A 17,862-nucleotide genomic window follows, 5' to 3' on the forward strand; every position below is an offset into this window, starting at 1 on the left:
GCTGTCGAGGAGATTGCCGCACTGAGCCCCTTGTTTCTCACTCCGCGTGTCTCAGGAGGACGCCGTGCAACGCCCAAGCTCGATCGACTGGCCCATCTGGCATGACGATCCCTTGCATGAAGAGTCTTGGCACAATCCGGCGTGGCGCGGCGCGGTTGCACCACTGTGTCACGACATTGCGCTTGCCAACTATCTCGAAAGGCAAAAGGCCCACCGCGGATCAGTGGTTCGCCGGCTTGATCTCTCAGCTGCCGTCATGGGCCGCGCATGCGTAACTATCGCGCGTGTCGGACGCGCTTTCCTCCAGCGATTGCGCCCGTTGCAGCGTAGCGGGGACCCTGCGAAGAATGCTTGAGTTGGTCGACGACATTGACTTGAGAATGTCGAGGGCCCACTCGGGATTCAGCAAGGCTCTGGGCCATCGTGCGCGGCACCCGAGACCGGTGACATACTGCCCTATCCACGGACTGACCTTCCGACCCACAGGGCCGAACCCCGCCATGACCCCTTCTCCCACAACCGGGAGCAGGCAGGCTCGGTTGGTCGGCAATTTCGGGGCCGATCAAGTCGATGCGAGCGACAAGCCCTGAAAGTCATTTTTGAAGATCCAAGCCTCAAAGCTCCTGGTCTGCCTCTGGCCGCGTTTCCGCCGCCCGGTCATCGACGTTCGTTGCCCTGCGCGCTGTGCCGCCGTCTTGCGGCCAGCGGCCAAATGCGCGAATGTTGTCTTTGGACTTAGCCGACTTTTTTGACACGTTGACCGGAGTGGGCCATGCCGCTCGACATCGAGACCCGGTTTCTCTGCCTAGCGGATCTTGAACCGGCGGCACGAGAGGTATTGCCGCACGCAGTTTACGAGTTCATTGCTGGGGGTGCTGGCGACGAAATCACCAAGCGTGACAATGAAGCCGCATTCGACCGCATCAGATTAAGGCCGCGCGTGCTACGTGATGTGACAAGACTTGATACCGGGATCACGCTCTTCGGACAAAGTCTGCCGCATCCGATCATCCTGGCCCCAATAGCATATCAGCGGCTGGTGCATCCGGAAGGCGAGGTGGCAGCGGCGCGCGGCGCCGGAGTGGCGGAAGCGGTGTTCACTCTGGGTACCACGGCGACGGCGGCGATCGAGGATTGCGTGGCGGTGAGCCAGTCTCCAGTCTGGTTCCTGCTCTATTGGCAAAGCGATCGCGGTTTCAATGGCGAACTCGTATCGCGCATGGCGGCACTGGGCGCGAAGGCAATCAGCGTGACTGTCGACTTGCCAACGCCAGGCGATCGCCACAGGCAGTTCCGGGCAGGATTCAAAATTCCCGACAGCCTCGCAACGCCATACTTCAAGGACCGTAACACCGGCGTGCTCAAAGTTGGCACTGCGCAGCGGCGGGCGATGCCGACCTGGGCGGATATTGCCTGGCTGCGTTCGCTGACAACCCTACCGCTTATCCTGAAGGGCATTCTCGATCCTGACGATGCCGAGCAGGCAATCAGAACCGGTGCCGATGCCATCGTCGTCTCGAACCACGGTTCGCGCAACCTCGACACCCTGCCAGCGACCATCGACGCCCTGCCCGCCATCTCGGAGCGGGTAGCCGGGCGGATTCCCATCATCCTCGACGGCGGCGTGAGGCGTGGCACAGACGTTTTGAAGGCGATTGCCCTAGGGGCAAGCGCCGTCATGATTGGTCGCCCCTATGTCTACGCACTTGCAACGGATGGTGCCGACGGCGTAGCCTATTGTGTCAACCTGCTCCGCAGAGACTTCGAGGCGGCAATGGCGCTAACCGGCCGGGCGCGCATCGACGAGATCGAGCGGTCGGCAATCTGGTGAAGCCCGAACTATTCCTCGGCATGTTCAGTATTGCAGCTCTACGCTTTACTCCGTCCCGCTTTTTGTCCAGCCGAGCGCCCACTATATTGTCGCCGGTTCTGAGAATTTGGACAGAGAAGCCGATGGTCTGCTGTCGGCCCCACAACAGCCGTTTATGTTCATCGCGAATCGCCAACGCGCGTTGTCATAGTCCCACCCTGTGGTGGGCTGGTGCCATCACCAAATCTCACGCCACTCGCTGGCCGGCGGTAGCCGGGTGGCCCCGGAGTGATTGAAGCGCACGGCGCTGGGGCTGAAGGCGGTTGGGCGTAGCTTGGGGTTCCGGCCTGGCGGTCAGCCGCCGCGGCCTTCCGCGCCGTTGCATTGGCGCTGCCCCGGGTCGAAACTGCCGCCATGAAAACAGTTCCCAGGCTCACCACACCAAGGCTCGTGCTTCGGGCGCCGGGCGAGCGGGATATCCTGGCTTGGTTCGCGCGCGCGAGCGATATCGAATCCGCCTCCCTTGCCGGCGATCCCGTTGCCGACGACATCAGCGCGGGCGCGCGATGGCTCGCCCTTGCGCGTCAGCGGTTGGCCGACGGCCGGGCGATCAAATGGTCGATAGACCAGCCAGGCGTGGCGGACGCGATCGGGACGATAACCCTGTCCTTCGGCGCGAACGAGGCTAAGGCAGCCGCATTGGGATTTGTGCTGGGACGTGCGCATTGGGGGCAAGGACTGGCCAGCGAGGCGGCACGCGAAGTGGTTCGCTACGCCTTCGAGACCCTGGCGCTCGAACAGGTGACGGCCGAGGCGGCGGCGCGCAATATCGCGTCGCTGCGGATCCTGGCGAAGCTCGGCTTCAAACATGTCGGGAGCTTCATCGATGAGTCCGACGGCGAGCAATGCGAGCGTTTCGTGCTCGACGCGCGCATAGGACCGTTGGTCCTGGCGAACCAGGCTTAGAGCTATCGGAGCACGCCAAGGGCCACCGTGCTCTGCAAATCAATCGCACGTGGTCGCGGCCTTGAGCGCTTCGGCCCGGGCCGGTTCGCGCAGGTCAGCGATCCGTCGAACGGAAGCGTAGAATCTCGGATAGTCGCTGGAGCACAGCTCGAACAGGCGAATAAACGCAGGAACCTGTTCGCCATAAACAGACGTCGCGGCGAGCTTTGCGTTGTTGATCGGCGCATTGAACCAGGCATCGTATCCCCGGTATCCGTGCCAGCTTCCGTCGCGCATTTGCCGGTAGCGCGTCCGAAACCTGTCGAGCGTGGCTGCCTTGGCCGCCGCCATCCCGTCGGGGGTCCGGGAGCTTTCATAGACCTGCCGCAACTCGTCGCGGGTTTTCGACACCAGTGCGAGAAAACCGGCGCTGCGCTTGCGATCGGCCTCGTAGCGGCGCAATCCGGCGCGATCGCCGGCGGCGCGGAGCCATTTTCTCGTGCCGGTGGTTTCGACGGCGACCGCGAAAGCCTCATTGAATGCGGAATCGCCGTTCACATAGAGGCGCTGATGCGCCAGTTCATGGAAGACAAGGCTCGCCAGATAGGTGTCGTCCTGACGCAGCATGGTGCTTAGCAGCGGATCGCTGGACCAGCCCAGCGTGGAATAGGCGGTAATGCCGGTGACATAGACGTCCAGCCCCTGTCGATGAAGTGCCACGGCGCTTTCGGTCGCGGATTTCCGATCGAAGTATCCCCGGTATGGAACGCAGCCGAAAACAGGAAAGCACCACGTTTTTGGCGTGAGCGAGAATTGCGGGGCGGCAAAAACGGCCCAGGTCACGGCGTCCCGGTGGATGTCGACATAGCTGCGGTAGCTGCTGTTGTCGGGCAGTGCCAGCTCATCCGTCGCGAACCGCCTTATGGCGCTCGCCGACGTCAGCTTGGCGCGCAATGCCTCCGGCGTCGAAGGGGCCTGGATCAGTTTTCCAACGTCTTGGCGCGCGGCCATGATCCGGACATGGCCCTCCAGCGATTGCGCGTAGTAGGAAACGCTGGTGCAGCCGCTCAGCGCGGACGCCATGACGGCCGCCGCAAACAATCGAAAAACGCGCTTCACTTCTTCCCCACCGCCTCGTCACCTGCCATGGAGCACATGTTGCGCCCCAATGTCCAAACCGGCGCACCAATTTTCGTCAAGATCCATAGCGAGCAGCGGCGCGGACTGTCGACCCGGCTTCTGGCTGACGACAAATCTCCCCCACCGCTGACTCTTTTCCGGATACTCAAACGTCTTAGCTACAGTGAAACACTGGAGCAGGGTCAAATGAGCCTCAGGGACAAGAAAATCGTGGTCACCGGCGGCAGCCGTGGGCTTGGCCTCGGATTGGTCGAAGCGCTGGTCGAGCAAGGTGCCGGCGTGACCGTGGTCGCGCGGGGCACCGAGGCGCTGCAGGCGGTCGGTGCGCGGCTTGGGGTCGCTACCATCGCCGCCGATGTCACGGACGAGGACGCCGCCTATCGCATTCTTGGCGAGGTCCGCCCTGACATACTGGTGCTCAACGCCGGCGCCACGCCCCGGATGGGGCGGCTGGACCAGTTGAAGTGGGAGGACTTCTCCATCGCATGGGAAACCGATGTCAAGGCCGGGCTCTACTGGCTGCAGGCGTCGCTGAACCTGCCGCTCGGGCCGGGCAGCCGGGTGCTGGTCGGGTCGAGCGGTGCGGCCGTCACCGGCTCGCAGATGTCGGGCGGTTATGGCGGCGCCAAGCGGATGCTCTGGTTCATGGCCAAATATGCCAATGGCGTGGCGCAGGAGAAAGGCCTCGGCATACGCTTCCAGGCGATCGTGCCGCGGCAGATGATCCTCGACACCGGGATCGGCGATGCGGCCGCCGGCGCCTATGCCGGCTCGATGGGCATCACGCCGGAACAATTCGTCACCCGCTTCGGCGCGCCGATGCCGCCCCGGGCTTTCGGCGACAGGGTGGTCTCGCTGCTGGAAGACCCGCAATATGGCGAGGGCGTCGTCTTTGGCCTCAGCGGCGACGCCGGGGTGACGATCATGGAGGGCGCCGGTCCTTGAGCGACGCAAAGCCAGCGGTGGAGCGCGACCGGCAGGAAGGGCTGCTTGCCCTTGCCACCGCCTTGCGGCCGGAGCTGCACCGCTATTGTTCGCGCCTGATGGGCTCGGTCATCGACGGCGAGGATGTCGTGCAGGACACGTTCGCGCGCGCCGTCGTTGCCCTGGAGGAGTTGTGTGAGGCGCCGCAGCTCAGACCCTGGCTGTTCCGGATCGCCCACAACCGCGCGCTTGACCTGTTGCGTAGCCGCGCAATCCGCGCCGTGGAGCCGATCGAGGCGGCGCTCGACATAGCCGACGAAGCCGACCCGGTGGAGGTGCTGATGCGCAGGCAAGCCGTGCAAACCGCCGTGTCGCGCTTCGCCGAGCTTCCGGTGACGCAACGCAGCGTGGTCGTCCTCAGGGATGTGCTCGACGAGCCGCTGGCCGACATCGCCGCCCTGCTCGGCATCACGGTCGATGCGGCGAAGGCGCATCTGGCGCGCGGCCGCGCCCGGCTTCGGCGGATCAACGCCGAGGCCAATCCGCTCCCCGATGCGCGCATCGCATCGGCGGCCATCCTGCGCTACGTCAATCTGTTCAACCGACGCGACTGGGACGGCTTGCGCGCGCTGCTGGCCGACGATGTGAGGCTCCATCAGTCCACGCACAAGCCGCGCGCGGGGGCCGCCGACGTTGGCATGTTCTTCACCATCTACGCCAGGAGCGGCGGCTTGTGGCTCAGGCCGGCATGGGTCGAGGGCCGCGAGGTGATCGCGGTGTTCGAAGACCGGGCCGACGCGAAACCCAGTCATTTCATGTGGCTGGAATGGCGCGACGGCCGGATCAGCTTCATTCGCGACTACCGTTATGTCCGGTACGTTCTCGAGGACGCCGACCTGGTGCTGGCAAGGTGAGGCGCCGTGCCTTCACGAGATGAGGGCGGCGACCTCGCGGTCGGACGGACGCTCGCTCGCGGCCAGCCCGGAGGCCACGCCGGCGCGGTCGGCGGCGTTGCGGTTCTGGCTCATCTTGCGCTTGCCTTCGAGCCTGACGACCGGCATGCGCAGGCCGACAATGCCGCGAAGCTGCGACTGGATGAAGTCTGGCGGCGCGTCCGACACGGCCCAGGGCGCGGCGCGCGCGCCCTCATGCAGGTTGGTCAGCCGGGTGACAACTTCCAGCAGCCTGTCCGCATCCTCGAAGAACTCGACCGGCCCGTAGGCATGAACCGCGGCGTAGTTCCAGGTCGGCACGACCTTGCCGGTTTCCTGCTTGGTGGCGTACCAGGCCGGCGTCACATAGGCGTCCGGGCCCATGAAGATGGCGAGCCCGTCGCCGATCGCGGGAACGCGCCACTGCGGGTTGGCCTTGGCCAGGTGGCCATGGATGACGCCGTGCTCGCCCTCGGTCTCGTCGAGAAAAAGCGGCAGGGGGGTGGCGAGCGGCCCGTCCGCCGTGGCGGTGACGAGATTGGCCAGCCGCGCGGCGCGGATCGTCGCGATCAGGCTATCCTTGTCGTCGTCGCGGAAGGCGGGCGGCGTGTACATTTTCGAACTCCTCGCATTGCCCTCACAGATGCCACACAATCCGGCCCGTTGGGAATATCCAGTTCGAGGCATCCAGGTGGCCAGTTGACAGAGCTTTGCGGCGGAGCTGGCCGGCGTGCCGCCGAGATCAGCCGAGAAGGTTGCGCGCGGTCCTCATGAAGATCTTCGAGCCGATCGGGATCAAATCGTCGGGAAAGTCGTAGTCGGGATTGTGCAGGGCAGGGTGCCGCTCGCCCGCACCGAGGAAGAACATCGCCGACCTGGCGCTGTGGCCGAACAGGCCGAAATCCTCCGAGGCGCGCATCGGCAAGGCTTCCTCGCCATGCGCGACGCTCTCTTCATCGAGGGCGCGCCGCAGGTGCTCGACCGCATCCGGCGCGTTGACGCTGGCGACGAAGATCTCGTGATAGTCCCAGCTGGCGGAGAGGCCGTGGCGGCCGGCAATCTCCTTGACCAGGGTTTCGGCGGCGGCGCAGAGGTCGGCCATGCGCTCGTCGCGGCGCGTGCGCAGCGTCGCCCAGACCTCGGCGTGGGCGGGCGCGATGCCGAACACGGCTTCGCCCATCCGCGCATGGGTGACGGTGACCATGGAGAAATCATCGTCGGCGAAAGTCGCGCGGCCGAGCGCTGGCAGGGCCGGCATCAGCTCCGAGATCGCCGGCATGGGCGAGGTTCCGGTCTCGGGCATGGAGGAATGCGCGGTCTTGCCCTCCAGCACGATGCGCATGCCGCGCGAGGCGCAGTTGACCACGCCGGGCTTGAGCCTGACTTCGCCGAACGGCACGCCGGGCAGATTGTGCAGCGAGAAGGCGAAATCCGGCGCGATCTCGCCAAAGCGCGGATCGGCGACGACGCCGGCCGCGCCATTGCCGGTTTCCTCGGCGGGCTGGAACATCAGCACGACGCGGCCGCTGGCGGGCCGTTCGCGCCCGAACTGGCGGCCAAGGGCGGCCAGGATAGCGGTGTGCCCGTCATGGCCGCACATATGCGACTTGCCAGGAATTTGCGATGCATGCGGCACGCCGGACAGTTCCTCGATGGGCAGCGCGTCGAGTTCGGACCGAAACAGGACGGTTGGTCCGTTTTTGCCGCTGTCGTAGATGGCCGCGACGCCGTTGCCGCCGAGGCCGGTCAGCACCTTGTCCGGCCCGGTGTCGGCGAGGAAAGAGACGACCTCTTTCGCCGTCTTCTCCTCTTCGTTCGAGATTTCCGGCTGCCGGTGCAGCTTGCGCCGCCATTCGGTCAGTTCGACAATGTCGCGATTGGTCAGGGTCATGGTCTTTCGCCTCCACTGCGGTCCTCTGCTAACGATAAACGGCCGTGCTTGCCACAGTCCAAGTCCCGGGCTTTGGCGGGCCAGGCCTCGAGACCGGTCTACTTCACGCGCTTGGGGCAGAGCGCCTTGAACTGGTCCAGCGTATAGTCGTAGCCCGAGGCGCCGGAGCCATCCAGCACCGCTTTCTCGTCGACGGCGGTGATCCGGTAATCGGTTGTTACATCCGTGCCCTTGTTGCGGCCCTGGAACAGCATGGCGGCGCCATAGAAGGTGGTGAATTCGCCGGTCTTGCAGTTGGCGGTGATTTCGAAATGCAGGGGCGCCTTCATTTCCGCATCAATGCACTCCTGGGTGAAATCATGGCCGTATTCGCGGCAGTAGAGGCGGGCCTTCCGCCTGTCGTGCCTGGCCAGGATGCTGGCGTGCGTGGAGCCGATGCCCGACTTTTTGACGATGGTAAGCTCCATTCCAATTCGGGCGCCGTAATAGAGCGTCGCGGCGCCAGCCGGCGCGGCCAGCGTCACGGCGCAAAGCACAGCCAACAGACATCGCATGGAAACTCCTCCCTTGGCCGGGAAGGATTGACGCACGGGGGGGCGGTCAAGCCCCAATCGGCCCGCTGGCTGACGCTTCGCGGCCATGTTCCAGGTCGAGTGGACCGCATTTTGCCGCACCTGGCCCAATCGCCTCGGCTCGGGAAACGGATGGTCATTATGAGACGATTGTTTATAACGGTCGCTGAAAATCGCGATACCAAGGGGAGACGATGCGCTACATACGTCCGCTTTCAATCGAAGACGCCGTCGGCCAATTGGCCGGATCGGCCGGCCCGGCCGCCATCCTTGCCGGTGGCAGTGACCTCCTGGTGAGGATGAAGGGCGGCTTTGTCGAACCCGAACTGATCATCGACATCAAGTCGATCGCCGGCCTGCGCGACATCAGGGAAACCGCCGACGGCTTCAGCATCGGCGCCGCCGTGCCCTGCGCCGTGCTGGGCGAGAACGCCGGCTTGAAGAAGGCCTGGCCTGGAGTGGTCGAGGCGGCCAAGCTGATTGGTTCGAAGCAGGTGCAGGGACGCTGCACCATTGTCGGCAATCTGTGCAACGCCTCGCCGGCGGCCGACAGCGTTCCGGCGCTGGTGGCGGCGGGCGCCAAGGCCGTGGTCGTCGGCCCGTCGGGCAAGCGCACCATTGCCGTCGAGACGGTGCCGACCGCGCCGGGCCGAACCTCGCTCGCCAAGGGCGAGATCATCGAGGCGATCCTGCTAGGCAAGCCCGCGCCGCGTTCGGCCGATGCCTATCTCAGGTTCATTCCGCGCACGGAGATGGACATCGCCGTGGTCAGCGCCGGCGTCAACCTGACGCTGGACGAGGCGGGCGTGGTGACAGCGGCCCGTGTGGCGATCGGCGCCGCGGCGCCGACCGTGTTGCTGGTGGAAGAAGGGGCCGAGGCCCTGATCGGCCGCAAGCTCGACGAGGCAGCGCTGGAGCGGCTGGCCAAGGTCTGCGCCGGGGCCTGCCGCCCGATCGACGACAAAAGAGGCACAATCGAATTCAGGCGCAAGGTTGCGGGCGTGCTGGCCAGGCGGGCCGCAATGACCGCCTATGCACGTGCAGGAGGCAAATGATGGCTGGCGTAGCGGTTTCAACCACGATCAACGGCGACAATGTCGAATATCTCTGCCAGCCCGACGAGACGCTGCTCGACGTGCTGCGTGACCGGCTCGGACTGACCGGCGCCAAGGAAGGCTGCGGCACGGGCGACTGCGGCGCCTGCAGCGTCATCGTCGACGACCGGCTGGTCTGTTCTTGCCTGGTGCTTGGCGCGGAAGCGGAAGGCCGCCGCATCGAGACCGTCGAGGGCATGGCGCATGGCGACAGGCTGCACCCGCTGCAGCAGAAATTCCTGGAGCACGCCGCACTGCAATGCGGCATCTGCACGCCCGGTTTCCTGATCGCGGCCAAGGATCTCCTGGCCAAGAACCCCGACCCGACCGAAGAGGAAATCCGCTTCGGCCTGGCCGGCAATCTCTGCCGCTGCACCGGCTACGACAAGATCGTGCGCGCCGTCCAGGACGCGGCCATCGTTATGAAGGGAGCCTGAGATGAATTTCGATCCGCGTTTTTCGGGGCGTAAATTCGCATCCGTCGGCACGCGCCCGATCCGTCCCGACGGTGTCGACAAGGTGACCGGCCGCGCCCGCTATGGCGCCGACTTCAACATGGCCGGCCAGCTGGTCGGCCGCGTGCTGCGCAGCCCGCACGCGCATGCCAAGATCCGCAAGATCGACACTTCCAAGGCGGAAGCGCTTCCCGGCGTCAAGGCGGTGATCACCGCCGCCGACCTGCCTGACCTCACCGATGGCGATGCCGCCATGTACGACATCCTCGACAATTGCATGGCGCGCACCAAGGCGCTCTATGACGGCCATGCGGTGGCCGCGGTCGCGGCGATCGATGCCGGCACGGCCAGGCAAGCGCTGAAGCTGATCGAGGTCGACTACGAGGTGCTGCCGCATGTCACCGACGTCGACGAGGCGATGGCGCACCACGCGCCGCTGATCAACGACACGATCTTCACCGAGGGGCTGGAGGAAAAGCCGGTCAAGCCCTCCAACGTCACCAAGCGCTCGCAGTTCGGCCATGGCGACGTCCATCAGGGTTTTGGGCAGGCCGATTTCATCGTCGAGCGCTCGTTCAAGACCGAGCAGACCCACCAGGGCTATATCGAGCCGCATGCCTGCGTGGCCAATGTCAGTTCCGACGGCACGGCGGACCTGTGGGTCTGCACGCAGGGCCATTTCGTCTACCGCCAGCATTGCGCCCAGCTGCTGGGCATGGAAGCCTCGAAGCTGCGCGTCACCTCGTCGGAGATCGGCGGCGGTTTCGGCGGCAAGACCCATGTCTGGGCCGAGCCGGTGGCGCTCGCTCTGTCGCGCAAGGCCGGCCGCCCGGTGAAGCTGGTGATGACCCGCGACGAGGTGTTCCGCGCCTCGGGCCCGACCAGCGCCACCTCGATCGACGTCAAGATCGGCGCCCGCAAGGACGGCACCATCACGGCGGCGGAAGCGACGCTGCGCTACAGCGCCGGCCCCTATGCCGGCTCCTGGGCGGAGATCGGCGCCATGACGGCGTTCGCCTGCTATAAGCTGGATAACGTCAAGACGGTGGGCTACGAAGTGCTGGTCAACCGGCCGAAGACCGCCGCCTATCGCGCGCCCTCGGCGCCGATGGCTGCCTTCGCGGTGGAAAGTGCCGTCGACGAGCTCGCCAAGGAACTCGGCATGGATCCGGTCGAGTTCCGCATCAGGAACGCCGCGCAGGAAGGCACGCGCTCTTCCTACGGCCCGGTCTACGGCCCGATCGGCATCGGCCCGACGCTGGAAGCGGTGAAGAGCCATGCGCACATGAAGGCGCCGCTGAAGGAGAACCAGGGCAGGGGCATGGCCTGCGGCTTCTGGTTCAATTTCGGCGGCCAGACCTGCGTGGACTTGAACATCGGCATGGACGGCTCGGTGTCGCTGGCCGTCGGTACCGTCGATGTCGGTGGTTCCCGCGCCTCGCTGTCGCTGGTCGCGGCGGAGGAGCTCGGCATCGACTATTCCCAGCTCAAGGCGGTGGTCGCCGACACCTCTTCCCTCGGCTACAACGACATGACCGACGGCAGCCGCGGCACCTTCTCGTCCTCGATGGCGACCATCTCGGCCGCCCGCAACGCGATCAAGATCCTGCGCGAGCGCGCCGCGCAGATGTGGGACATCTCCGTCGACGACGTGATCTGGGAACAGGGCCATGCGGTCGCCAAGGGCGAGAAGCACGGCAATCTCGGCAAGCTGTCGCTGAAGGAGATCGCGGCCAAATCGGGCACCACAGGCGGGCCGATCGCCGGCCATAGCGAGCTCGTCGCCGACGGCGCCGGCGTCTCCTTCGCCACCCATATATGCGACGTCGAGGTCGACCCCGAGACGGGTTCGACCAAGGTGATCCGCTACACGGTGGTGCAGGATGCCGGCAAGGCGGTGCACCCGACCTATGTCGAGGGCCAGTACCAGGGCGGTGCGGCGCAAGGCATCGGCTGGGCGCTCAACGAGGAGTATATTTACGGCAAGGACGGCCGGCTGCAGAACGCCGGCTTCCTCGACTACCGCATCCCCGTGTGCTCCGACCTGCCGATGATCGACACGCAGATCCTGGAAATCCCCAACCCCAACCACCCCTATGGCGTGCGCGGTGTCGGCGAAACCTCGATCGTGCCGCCGCTGGCGGCGATCGCCAACGCGGTGTCGAACGCGGCCGGCGTGCGCATGACCCACATCCCGATGTCACCACCCCGCATCCTGGCGGCGATCGAGGCGGAACGGGAAGGGTAAGGCGAAAGCTAGGGATAAGGTGTGTTGAGATTCAGGTCAGGTCGAGCCGAAAGTGGCGGGTTCCGAGAACCTGAGCGGAGCGTACTTGAAGTACGTGAGCACCGGAAGCGCAGGAACCTGCCATTTGCAGGCCGGCCTCACCTGAATATCGGCACACCTTAAGCGATGGTCGAGGTCACGCTCTGGGGGGCGCTCAGCCAGCTTGCCGGAGGCCAGAGCAAGGTCGAGGTCGAGGCCAAGGACATAAGGGAGCTGTTCAGGAAACTGGCTGAACAGTATCCCGGGTTCGAGCCGTGGATCGATCGCGGGATTGCGGTCGCGATCGACGGGACGATTTATCGGGATACGTGGAGCAAGAAGCTGCCGGAGGGGGCGGAGATTTTTCTGCTGCCTAGGCTGGCTGGGGGGTGAAGCGGGCCGAACACTTCAAGGCCCATTTATTCGTTAGTCTAAGAAATGTTGCAGCTAACCGCCTCAAAGGGCGCATACGCGAAAGCAGATTGCAGCCTGAGTTTAGTGCCTTATCCATAAAGCTTTTTTTGGCACGATTAAGGGCCCCACCAAATCAGGCATCGCATAGTAAATGTGGATGCGTGCGAGGTACTTCCCATGGAAGCACTTCTATTATAAACACATTTTGGGGCATATTTTTCGGGGTCATTGGGGCTGTGGAATGACGAGCAACGTTAGCTTAGCGGTTTGGTGCAAGCCCAAGAAGCAAACCGCCACGACACAAATTGAGGCGCATTTCAATTATTGGCGAATCGCAGGCGACGCAAATTTTCGCAGGAGCGATAAGGAGGCGATATCCGATTTCATCGAAGTCGGCCTCATGGTGGATGATCCGACGCAGATCGACTCCATTCGGATATTTATCCCTTTGGAAGTCGAGAGGATAGCAGTAACCGATTGTTCTACTTACTTCACCACGGCCGATATCGCTCAGGGGATTTTCAACGAGTTGCTTCGCGGGGTAGGAGCGGCCAACTCGGGGCCGAAAAGTGTTGAGCTGTTGAGAGGAGACAATTCGGTCTTCGCACGGGTTCACAGCTTCACCAAGTCCGACTCAGGCATCGTTGCAAAAGAACTCGACCTAGAGAAGCGTGATAACGGTACACTGCTGACAATATCAAGTCACGCCTTAAATGATGCTTCTGCTCTTTATGGCCAAAGTCCATCCCCGGCTTATTTCCGGTTGCGCATTAATATAAGTGATGTGGAAAGCAACCCTCTTATTCGTGTTGTATCGACTCCGGATAGACTTCTTCAAAGCAGCTACGATCAAATTGAGTACCTGGATTTTCGATTGAACGAAGCCCGCACCCTTCCTGACCCTCTCGAGTTGGACATGAGAAATGAGAGAGGGACGGGTGTGAAAATGCGCCTTGTCGCCTTTTTGACTGCAATCCCGGTGCAATCTGAAATTTCAATTTCAAATAATGCTTCTCACAAGATGCGTTTGCTTGAGCATGATTTGTGGAACGCATATATGCCAGGAGGAATTCCGGAGGGGATGGTGGTCTACCACTGGAAGCGCACAGCGAGCGGGCTCATTGAGTCCGCGTTGACGGGCGAGTTCACCGGCGAGATTGGCGACTTTACGGCGTTTGTGAAACTCAGGACGCGCCGGTCAAGTGTGCGGATATGGTTAGCCTATCTCGCTGTCGCATTTGTCTTCGGCGTCCTCGGTAATCTAGTCGCCAATTTCGTCCAAAGCTGCATCGATGGCCGCTGGTAAGCCTTGGAGGCAGGCCCGACCTCTCTATCTGTAAGGCTCAGGATAGCGCGAATTAGGGCGGGTTACTCTACCGTCGGCACGGCAAACCGTATAGGAAGCGAACGATGATAACGCAGACGTCACCTCTTGGGCTTTCCTCCCAGTCCGAAAGGACCGGCATTGTCCTGTCGCCCTCCGAAGCCGAAGCCTTGCGCTTTCTGCTGCCGCTATCGAGTGATTACCCCGGCATCGATAGATGGTTTGCCACAAAGGTCGTGCCGGGTTTGCGCATTGGGTCCCGAACTCTCCTTCGCATCGAGCGCGATGGCGATCTCGTGGGTCTCGGCATTGCTAAGAAGGAAGATGACGAGCGAAAGATTTGCACAGTCCGTATTGCGCCTTCTTACGTTGGAAAGGGTATCGGTGTTCGTATTTTTGACAGGCTTCTGACGTGGCTTGATGATGATAAGCCGCATTTAACAGTAAGTAGTGAAAAATTACCGATCTTCGAGCGGATTTTCGAATATTATGGTTTCAATTTGACTTCCAAAAATCACGGTCTTTACTTGCCAAAATCAACTGAGTTTGGTTATAATGGATTTACTACTTCGGAAATGCTCTAAGCATAATCCTCTGGCTAAGGCGGTCAATCGCGGGTTGCAAATCATATTGAGGTTCCGAAACAGCATCTATTATTAGCGGCTTACCAAGCGCTTTAGCATAAGAAGTGACCGCCTTTCGTTCTGCCTGAGCCTCATCGCCAATCTGTGCGACTGAGCGCTGGGGGCGAGGGCGAGACGCCTCTTCCCTGCGCTGCTTAATCGTTGCCGGGGCGGCCTCGAGCAAGATAAAGCCGTCAGGCTCAATGGCCATTATAATATCAAGCGGCACTTCCACGAAAACGGTGTCGTTGTCTATCACCGCATGGGAATCAAGAAGGATCGTGCGGCTTGGCTCGGCTTTCCGAAGTGCCCTTACGGCAGACGGAAGAACGGCTTGGTTTTCAATTACCGAAGATGCGGGTCCGATGCGTAGCGCTTCGACAGGAATTCCGTGGGCTTTCTGGAGGATTGCGCTAGCGCGATCGTAGAGATAGTTGGGGTGGGCGTCCACATAGGCTAAACAAGCTGTCGTTTTGCCCACTCCTGAAATGCCGAAGACCATGATCAGGGGCGAACGTTCCATTAGAGCAGCGGAAGCTGTTGCTGGCGCCGGATATCCTCCCCGCGCCCAGCGACATACATGTAGGATTGCGGGGGTGTGAATTCTTCAATAACATCAGCAGGGACAATGGGTTCGCTGAATATCCGCAGCTCTCCAATTCTCAGCGCATACGCTTTCTCTCGACCGGCAAAATAAGCATCAAAGTATCCTTTCGTAATTCCGGAGCCATTCTCAGTTGATAGCCACAGGCGTTCCGGATCATCTTCGATTATGTCGGCAATATCGAATTCCGCGACAAATCGCCCAACGGGCTTGGTCGAGTAAATTAGAACTGTGTTTATATCGCGTCGTGCAAAAATTCTACGGCGAAACTCGAAAATTTTGATTCCGCTTAAAATATTTGCTACGTGCACGGGTTTAATCGACAATAAGACGCGCATTTACTTCTCCGGCAGAGAGGATATGCGTGAGCTGACCTAAGGTCAAAGCGCGCAAATCCCATCTGGGTTGAACGGATAATATGCCCTCCTCAATGAGGCGACCTCGGGTCGTTCGCCGGTTGAAGGCAGCATTATAGGTCATTTTGGCCACACTTAGCCGGTGCCGCGTTCTGAATTGGTCTCGCAGTTCTTCTTCGGTGAAAACACTACGCGGCCTAGTATAACTCAGAAAGTCTTCGACATCGGCGAAGTCGCGTTTTGTCTTTACCTCCTCTACTATGCAGATCGACGTCACTACAGATCGATAGTGGGCGTGGCCAGGTCTGTCGGTAGTTCGATAAAATATTACTACGTCTCCTGGCGACATTCTTTGAAGAGAGAGGCCCGATATGTAAACTTTATGAATTGTGTTTGTGTGTGAAACGTCTTCAACAATCTCTTGTGATTCGTTTCGTAAGATCGAATCTGGAAGTAGGCGTGTATGATACTCCGGGTAAATCGCTAACAGCCAATATGATTGGCCAGCAGTATGAATAAATGGATAGTCCTTAAGAGCGTCACCCGATAGATCTGTCAGAGACCGTGTCAGAACAATTTCGGTTCCGTTTCGAGTTGTCTTCGTCGCAGTCTGCTGAAAGCCGTAGCGTTCAAAGAGGTCGATTAGACTGTCATGCACTTCAAAAATTGTAACGTAGATTCCCTCAGCCCCTTTATCAAATGCTGTGTCGAAGATTTTTTTGATGACCCTTTCACCGAGCTTCGTGCCTCTTGGGACTATTTTGAGTGTTCCAACTTTGAGCCAGGCTTTCGCCGGTAGCGGAGGCTCGACGTCACTAACAGCGCCGTCCTCCCGCTTTAGGTAGATCATTCCACTGAGTTCTGCGTCGTCATCAACGACGTATAGTTCTTCGTTAGCCTTGCTGAGAAACCAATCGGCAAATTCAGCATAACCCGCCTTCAGGCTGTCGAAGAACGGATCGTCAATCGACAGATCCTGAAATTTGGTAAGTCGCAAACGCCTCGACATGCCCCCTCCAGCCGATACGTCTCCACTATCGTTCGACCTACAGTCTTGAATCGATCTTGACCGATTCTGTCAATGCAGATTGGCGTCGGCCCATCGATGGCCGGGTGAAGGGCTCAGGCCAACACCCATCACTACCCCAAACCTCACGCCAAAACGTCCGCCGCTCGCGCAATGTCGCCGTGATAGCCGCAATTCCTCCTCGATCTCGCGCATGCTCGGAGGATCGCGTCGCCGGTGGCGCATCGGGGAACCGATTGGCCCGCGTCGGCAGCCGATGTCCTCGCGGCTGAAGCGGGCCTCGGCCTCGTCGACGACCGCCCGGGGCCGTTGATTGGGGAGCTCCTCAGGCCCCCAGCGTCGGCCCCGTATCACATCATCGCTTCCTCCTCTCATCGTCCGCTAAGGCTCTTCCCGTGCGCCGCCAGCGCTGCCCGACCCCCTACGCGCCGGCTGACAAAGGCGTTCCGCGAGCGCTGTCATTCGATGCCGCTCGGTTTGCCTCGACACCGAATCGAAACTGTTTCGCCTGCTTCACGCTCCGACCACTCCTGCCCCCTGCGCCCGCATATACACCAACCCCGCCACCGCCAAATCCCCCACAGCCAGCCCCCGGAACACAAACGCCGTCGTCTCGCCCGGCCCCTCCCGCCCCGCAAAGTCCCCACAAACCAGCCCCGTCAAATCTCCGGCAACCAGTCCGGGATCAACCATCGGCTTGGCCATGTTTCGCTCCTGCTCCAAATCGTCGACGATGATGCGGTCGAAGCGGGGCATGGTCTCTCGCAGCCAGGGCAGGGCCTGGTCGGTCATCACGGTGAAGCTTCCCGGCTTCAGCCAGTTGGCGTCGAGGAAGGGCGCGGGTTTGGGCACCAGGGTCACCGTCGTCACCACCATGTCGGCGCCTTCGATCGCGGCCCTTGCCGTGTCGCATGGGATTGCCTCCAGTCCACGCGATTGCGCCATTTGGCACAGCGCGTCGCGGTTGGCGGTGCCGCGGCCGAAGGCGCGGATTTCGCGCAAGGGGAAGAGGTCGGCGAATGTCTCTAAGTGTCCACGCGCTTGCACCCCGCAGCCGATGAAGGCCAGGGATGACGCGTCGCCGCGCGCCATGCGCCTGGCGGCGACGGCGCTCAAGGCGGCCGTGCGTTTCTCCGTCACCCAATTGCCGTCGACAAGGGCAAGCGGCAGGCCGGTCTCGGCGTCGAGCAGCGTGATCAGCGAATTGAGCGTCGGCAGTCCGCGCCCGGCGTTGCGCGGATTGACGACCAGCGATTTCGTCGCCAGGACGGGCGGCGTGGAGGCGACGCCCAGCGTCGCCATGATGTAGCGGTCGTCGCCCGGCAGCACCACCGCCTTCGGCGCGCACCAGACTTCGCCTCGCCGCTGGCCGACGATCTGGCGCTCGATCTCGTCGACCACGTTGGGCGTGGAGATCGCCAGGCGATCGAGAACCGCCGATGACAGATAGGGCAGGGTTTCGGCGGTGTTCATCATGTCATTTTC

The 17,862-nt window shown here is 61.9% G+C and carries 18 protein-coding genes; 10 read left to right on the forward strand and 8 right to left on the reverse strand.

The features are described 5' to 3' along the window. The first annotated feature begins 772 nt into the window (after window positions 1-772). On the forward strand, window positions 773-1,831 hold the full coding sequence (locus MESAU_RS14270; RefSeq protein WP_015316732.1) for an alpha-hydroxy acid oxidase: 1,059 nt from the start codon (window positions 773-775) through the stop codon (window positions 1,829-1,831). Window positions 1,832-2,194: 363 nt separating this feature from the next. Continuing rightward, window positions 2,195-2,776: a GNAT family N-acetyltransferase gene (locus MESAU_RS14275; protein ID WP_245262985.1), complete on the forward strand. Its 582-nt coding sequence runs from the start codon at window positions 2,195-2,197 to the stop codon at window positions 2,774-2,776. A 39-nt stretch (window positions 2,777-2,815) separates the two neighbouring features. Here the strand turns inward: MESAU_RS14275 and MESAU_RS14280 are convergent, their stop codons facing one another. Next, window positions 2,816-3,838: an aminopeptidase gene (locus tag MESAU_RS14280; RefSeq protein ID WP_041163768.1), complete on the reverse strand. Its 1,023-nt coding sequence runs from the start codon at window positions 3,836-3,838 to the stop codon at window positions 2,816-2,818. A 243-nt stretch (window positions 3,839-4,081) separates the two neighbouring features. Here MESAU_RS14280 and MESAU_RS14290 point away from each other — a divergent pair, with 243 nt between their 5' ends. After that, window positions 4,082-4,840 carry an SDR family NAD(P)-dependent oxidoreductase gene (locus MESAU_RS14290; RefSeq protein WP_015316735.1) on the forward strand — a complete coding sequence of 253 codons (759 nt, stop codon included), beginning with the start codon at window positions 4,082-4,084 and terminating at the stop codon, window positions 4,838-4,840. Then, window positions 4,837-5,733 carry a sigma-70 family RNA polymerase sigma factor gene (locus MESAU_RS14295; protein ID WP_015316736.1) on the forward strand — a complete coding sequence of 299 codons (897 nt, stop codon included), beginning with the start codon at window positions 4,837-4,839 and terminating at the stop codon, window positions 5,731-5,733. Before MESAU_RS14290 ends, MESAU_RS14295 begins: the two co-directional genes overlap by 4 nt. Before the next feature lie 12 nt (window positions 5,734-5,745). On the opposite strand, the gene MESAU_RS14300 is transcribed toward MESAU_RS14295, so the two are convergent. The 3 genes from MESAU_RS14300 to MESAU_RS14310 form a co-directional block, all read right to left on the reverse strand. After that, window positions 5,746-6,366, reverse strand: a complete 621-nt coding sequence (locus MESAU_RS14300) for an FMN-binding negative transcriptional regulator (protein WP_015316737.1) — start codon at window positions 6,364-6,366, stop codon at window positions 5,746-5,748. Window positions 6,367-6,493: 127 nt separating this feature from the next. Next, window positions 6,494-7,642, reverse strand: a complete 1,149-nt coding sequence (locus MESAU_RS14305) for an amidohydrolase (protein WP_015316738.1) — start codon at window positions 7,640-7,642, stop codon at window positions 6,494-6,496. Window positions 7,643-7,740: 98 nt separating this feature from the next. After that, entirely contained in the window at window positions 7,741-8,196 is a 456-nt protein-coding gene (locus MESAU_RS14310; RefSeq protein WP_015316739.1) for a hypothetical protein, read from the reverse strand. Window positions 8,197-8,408: 212 nt separating this feature from the next. On the opposite strand from MESAU_RS14310, the gene MESAU_RS14315 reads away from it, so the two are divergent. The 6 genes from MESAU_RS14315 to MESAU_RS30220 all read left to right on the forward strand — a co-directional run bounded on the left by MESAU_RS14315 (window position 8,409) and on the right by MESAU_RS30220 (window position 14,351). After that, entirely contained in the window at window positions 8,409-9,269 is an 861-nt protein-coding gene (locus MESAU_RS14315) for an FAD binding domain-containing protein (RefSeq protein WP_015316740.1), read from the forward strand. Beyond that, window positions 9,269-9,745, forward strand: coding sequence for a (2Fe-2S)-binding protein (locus MESAU_RS14320; RefSeq protein WP_015316741.1), 477 nt, complete (start codon window positions 9,269-9,271; stop codon window positions 9,743-9,745). The genes MESAU_RS14315 and MESAU_RS14320 overlap by 1 nt, the downstream gene beginning before the upstream one ends. A 1-nt stretch (window position 9,746) precedes the next feature. After that, the gene (locus tag MESAU_RS14325; protein ID WP_015316742.1) at window positions 9,747-12,011 is read left to right on the forward strand and encodes a xanthine dehydrogenase family protein molybdopterin-binding subunit; all 2,265 of its coding nucleotides are present in this window, start codon (window positions 9,747-9,749) and stop codon (window positions 12,009-12,011) included. A 165-nt stretch (window positions 12,012-12,176) separates the two neighbouring features. Further along, window positions 12,177-12,422 carry a MoaD/ThiS family protein gene (locus MESAU_RS14330; protein WP_015316743.1) on the forward strand — a complete coding sequence of 82 codons (246 nt, stop codon included), beginning with the start codon at window positions 12,177-12,179 and terminating at the stop codon, window positions 12,420-12,422. A 262-nt stretch (window positions 12,423-12,684) separates the two neighbouring features. Continuing rightward, a complete protein-coding gene (locus tag MESAU_RS14335) occupies window positions 12,685-13,749 on the forward strand; it encodes a hypothetical protein (RefSeq protein ID WP_157163652.1) in 1,065 nt (354 codons plus the stop codon). 104 nt (window positions 13,750-13,853) lie between these two features. Then, entirely contained in the window at window positions 13,854-14,351 is a 498-nt protein-coding gene (locus MESAU_RS30220) for a GNAT family N-acetyltransferase (protein ID WP_015316745.1), read from the forward strand. Here the strand turns inward: MESAU_RS30220 and MESAU_RS14345 are convergent. From MESAU_RS14345 to MESAU_RS14360, 4 genes are all read right to left on the reverse strand, one after another. Beyond that, window positions 14,332-14,913, reverse strand: a complete 582-nt coding sequence (locus MESAU_RS14345) for an AAA family ATPase (protein WP_015316746.1) — start codon at window positions 14,911-14,913, stop codon at window positions 14,332-14,334. The two genes, MESAU_RS30220 and MESAU_RS14345, sit on opposite strands and share 20 nt — an antisense overlap. Beyond that, a complete protein-coding gene (locus MESAU_RS14350) occupies window positions 14,913-15,332 on the reverse strand; it encodes an ASCH domain-containing protein (RefSeq protein ID WP_015316747.1) in 420 nt (139 codons plus the stop codon). The genes MESAU_RS14345 and MESAU_RS14350 overlap by 1 nt, the downstream gene beginning before the upstream one ends. After that, entirely contained in the window at window positions 15,310-16,359 is a 1,050-nt protein-coding gene (locus MESAU_RS14355) for a GNAT family N-acetyltransferase (protein ID WP_015316748.1), read from the reverse strand. Before MESAU_RS14355 ends, MESAU_RS14350 begins: the two co-directional genes overlap by 23 nt. Before the next feature lie 531 nt (window positions 16,360-16,890). Next, complete coding sequence (locus MESAU_RS14360; RefSeq protein ID WP_015316749.1) at window positions 16,891-17,853, reverse strand: ornithine cyclodeaminase family protein; 963 nt, start codon at window positions 17,851-17,853, stop codon at window positions 16,891-16,893. Window positions 17,854-17,862 lie beyond the last annotated feature (9 nt).

The organism is Mesorhizobium australicum WSM2073, assembly GCF_000230995.2.
Lineage (GTDB): Bacteria > Pseudomonadota > Alphaproteobacteria > Rhizobiales > Rhizobiaceae > Mesorhizobium > Mesorhizobium australicum.

Coding starts and splice junctions, on each gene's coding strand:
- MESAU_RS14270 (WP_015316732.1), top strand. CDS start 773: ATGCCGCTCGACATCGAGACCCGGTTTCTCTGCCTAGCGGATCTTGAA.
- MESAU_RS14280 (WP_041163768.1), bottom strand. CDS start 3,838: ATGGCGTCCGCGCTGAGCGGCTGCACCAGCGTTTCCTACTACGCGCAA.
- MESAU_RS14290 (WP_015316735.1), top strand. CDS start 4,082: ATGAGCCTCAGGGACAAGAAAATCGTGGTCACCGGCGGCAGCCGTGGG.
- MESAU_RS14300 (WP_015316737.1), bottom strand. CDS start 6,366: ATGTACACGCCGCCCGCCTTCCGCGACGACGACAAGGATAGCCTGATC.
- MESAU_RS14305 (WP_015316738.1), bottom strand. CDS start 7,642: ATGACCCTGACCAATCGCGACATTGTCGAACTGACCGAATGGCGGCGC.
- MESAU_RS14310 (WP_015316739.1), bottom strand. CDS start 8,196: ATGCGATGTCTGTTGGCTGTGCTTTGCGCCGTGACGCTGGCCGCGCCG.
- MESAU_RS14315 (WP_015316740.1), top strand. CDS start 8,409: ATGCGCTACATACGTCCGCTTTCAATCGAAGACGCCGTCGGCCAATTG.
- MESAU_RS14320 (WP_015316741.1), top strand. CDS start 9,269: ATGGCTGGCGTAGCGGTTTCAACCACGATCAACGGCGACAATGTCGAA.
- MESAU_RS14325 (WP_015316742.1), top strand. CDS start 9,747: ATGAATTTCGATCCGCGTTTTTCGGGGCGTAAATTCGCATCCGTCGGC.
- MESAU_RS14330 (WP_015316743.1), top strand. CDS start 12,177: ATGGTCGAGGTCACGCTCTGGGGGGCGCTCAGCCAGCTTGCCGGAGGC.
- MESAU_RS14335 (WP_157163652.1), top strand. CDS start 12,685: ATGACGAGCAACGTTAGCTTAGCGGTTTGGTGCAAGCCCAAGAAGCAA.
- MESAU_RS30220 (WP_015316745.1), top strand. CDS start 13,854: ATGATAACGCAGACGTCACCTCTTGGGCTTTCCTCCCAGTCCGAAAGG.
- MESAU_RS14345 (WP_015316746.1), bottom strand. CDS start 14,913: ATGGAACGTTCGCCCCTGATCATGGTCTTCGGCATTTCAGGAGTGGGC.
- MESAU_RS14350 (WP_015316747.1), bottom strand. CDS start 15,332: ATGCGCGTCTTATTGTCGATTAAACCCGTGCACGTAGCAAATATTTTA.
- MESAU_RS14355 (WP_015316748.1), bottom strand. CDS start 16,359: ATGTCGAGGCGTTTGCGACTTACCAAATTTCAGGATCTGTCGATTGAC.
- MESAU_RS14360 (WP_015316749.1), bottom strand. CDS start 17,853: ATGATGAACACCGCCGAAACCCTGCCCTATCTGTCATCGGCGGTTCTC.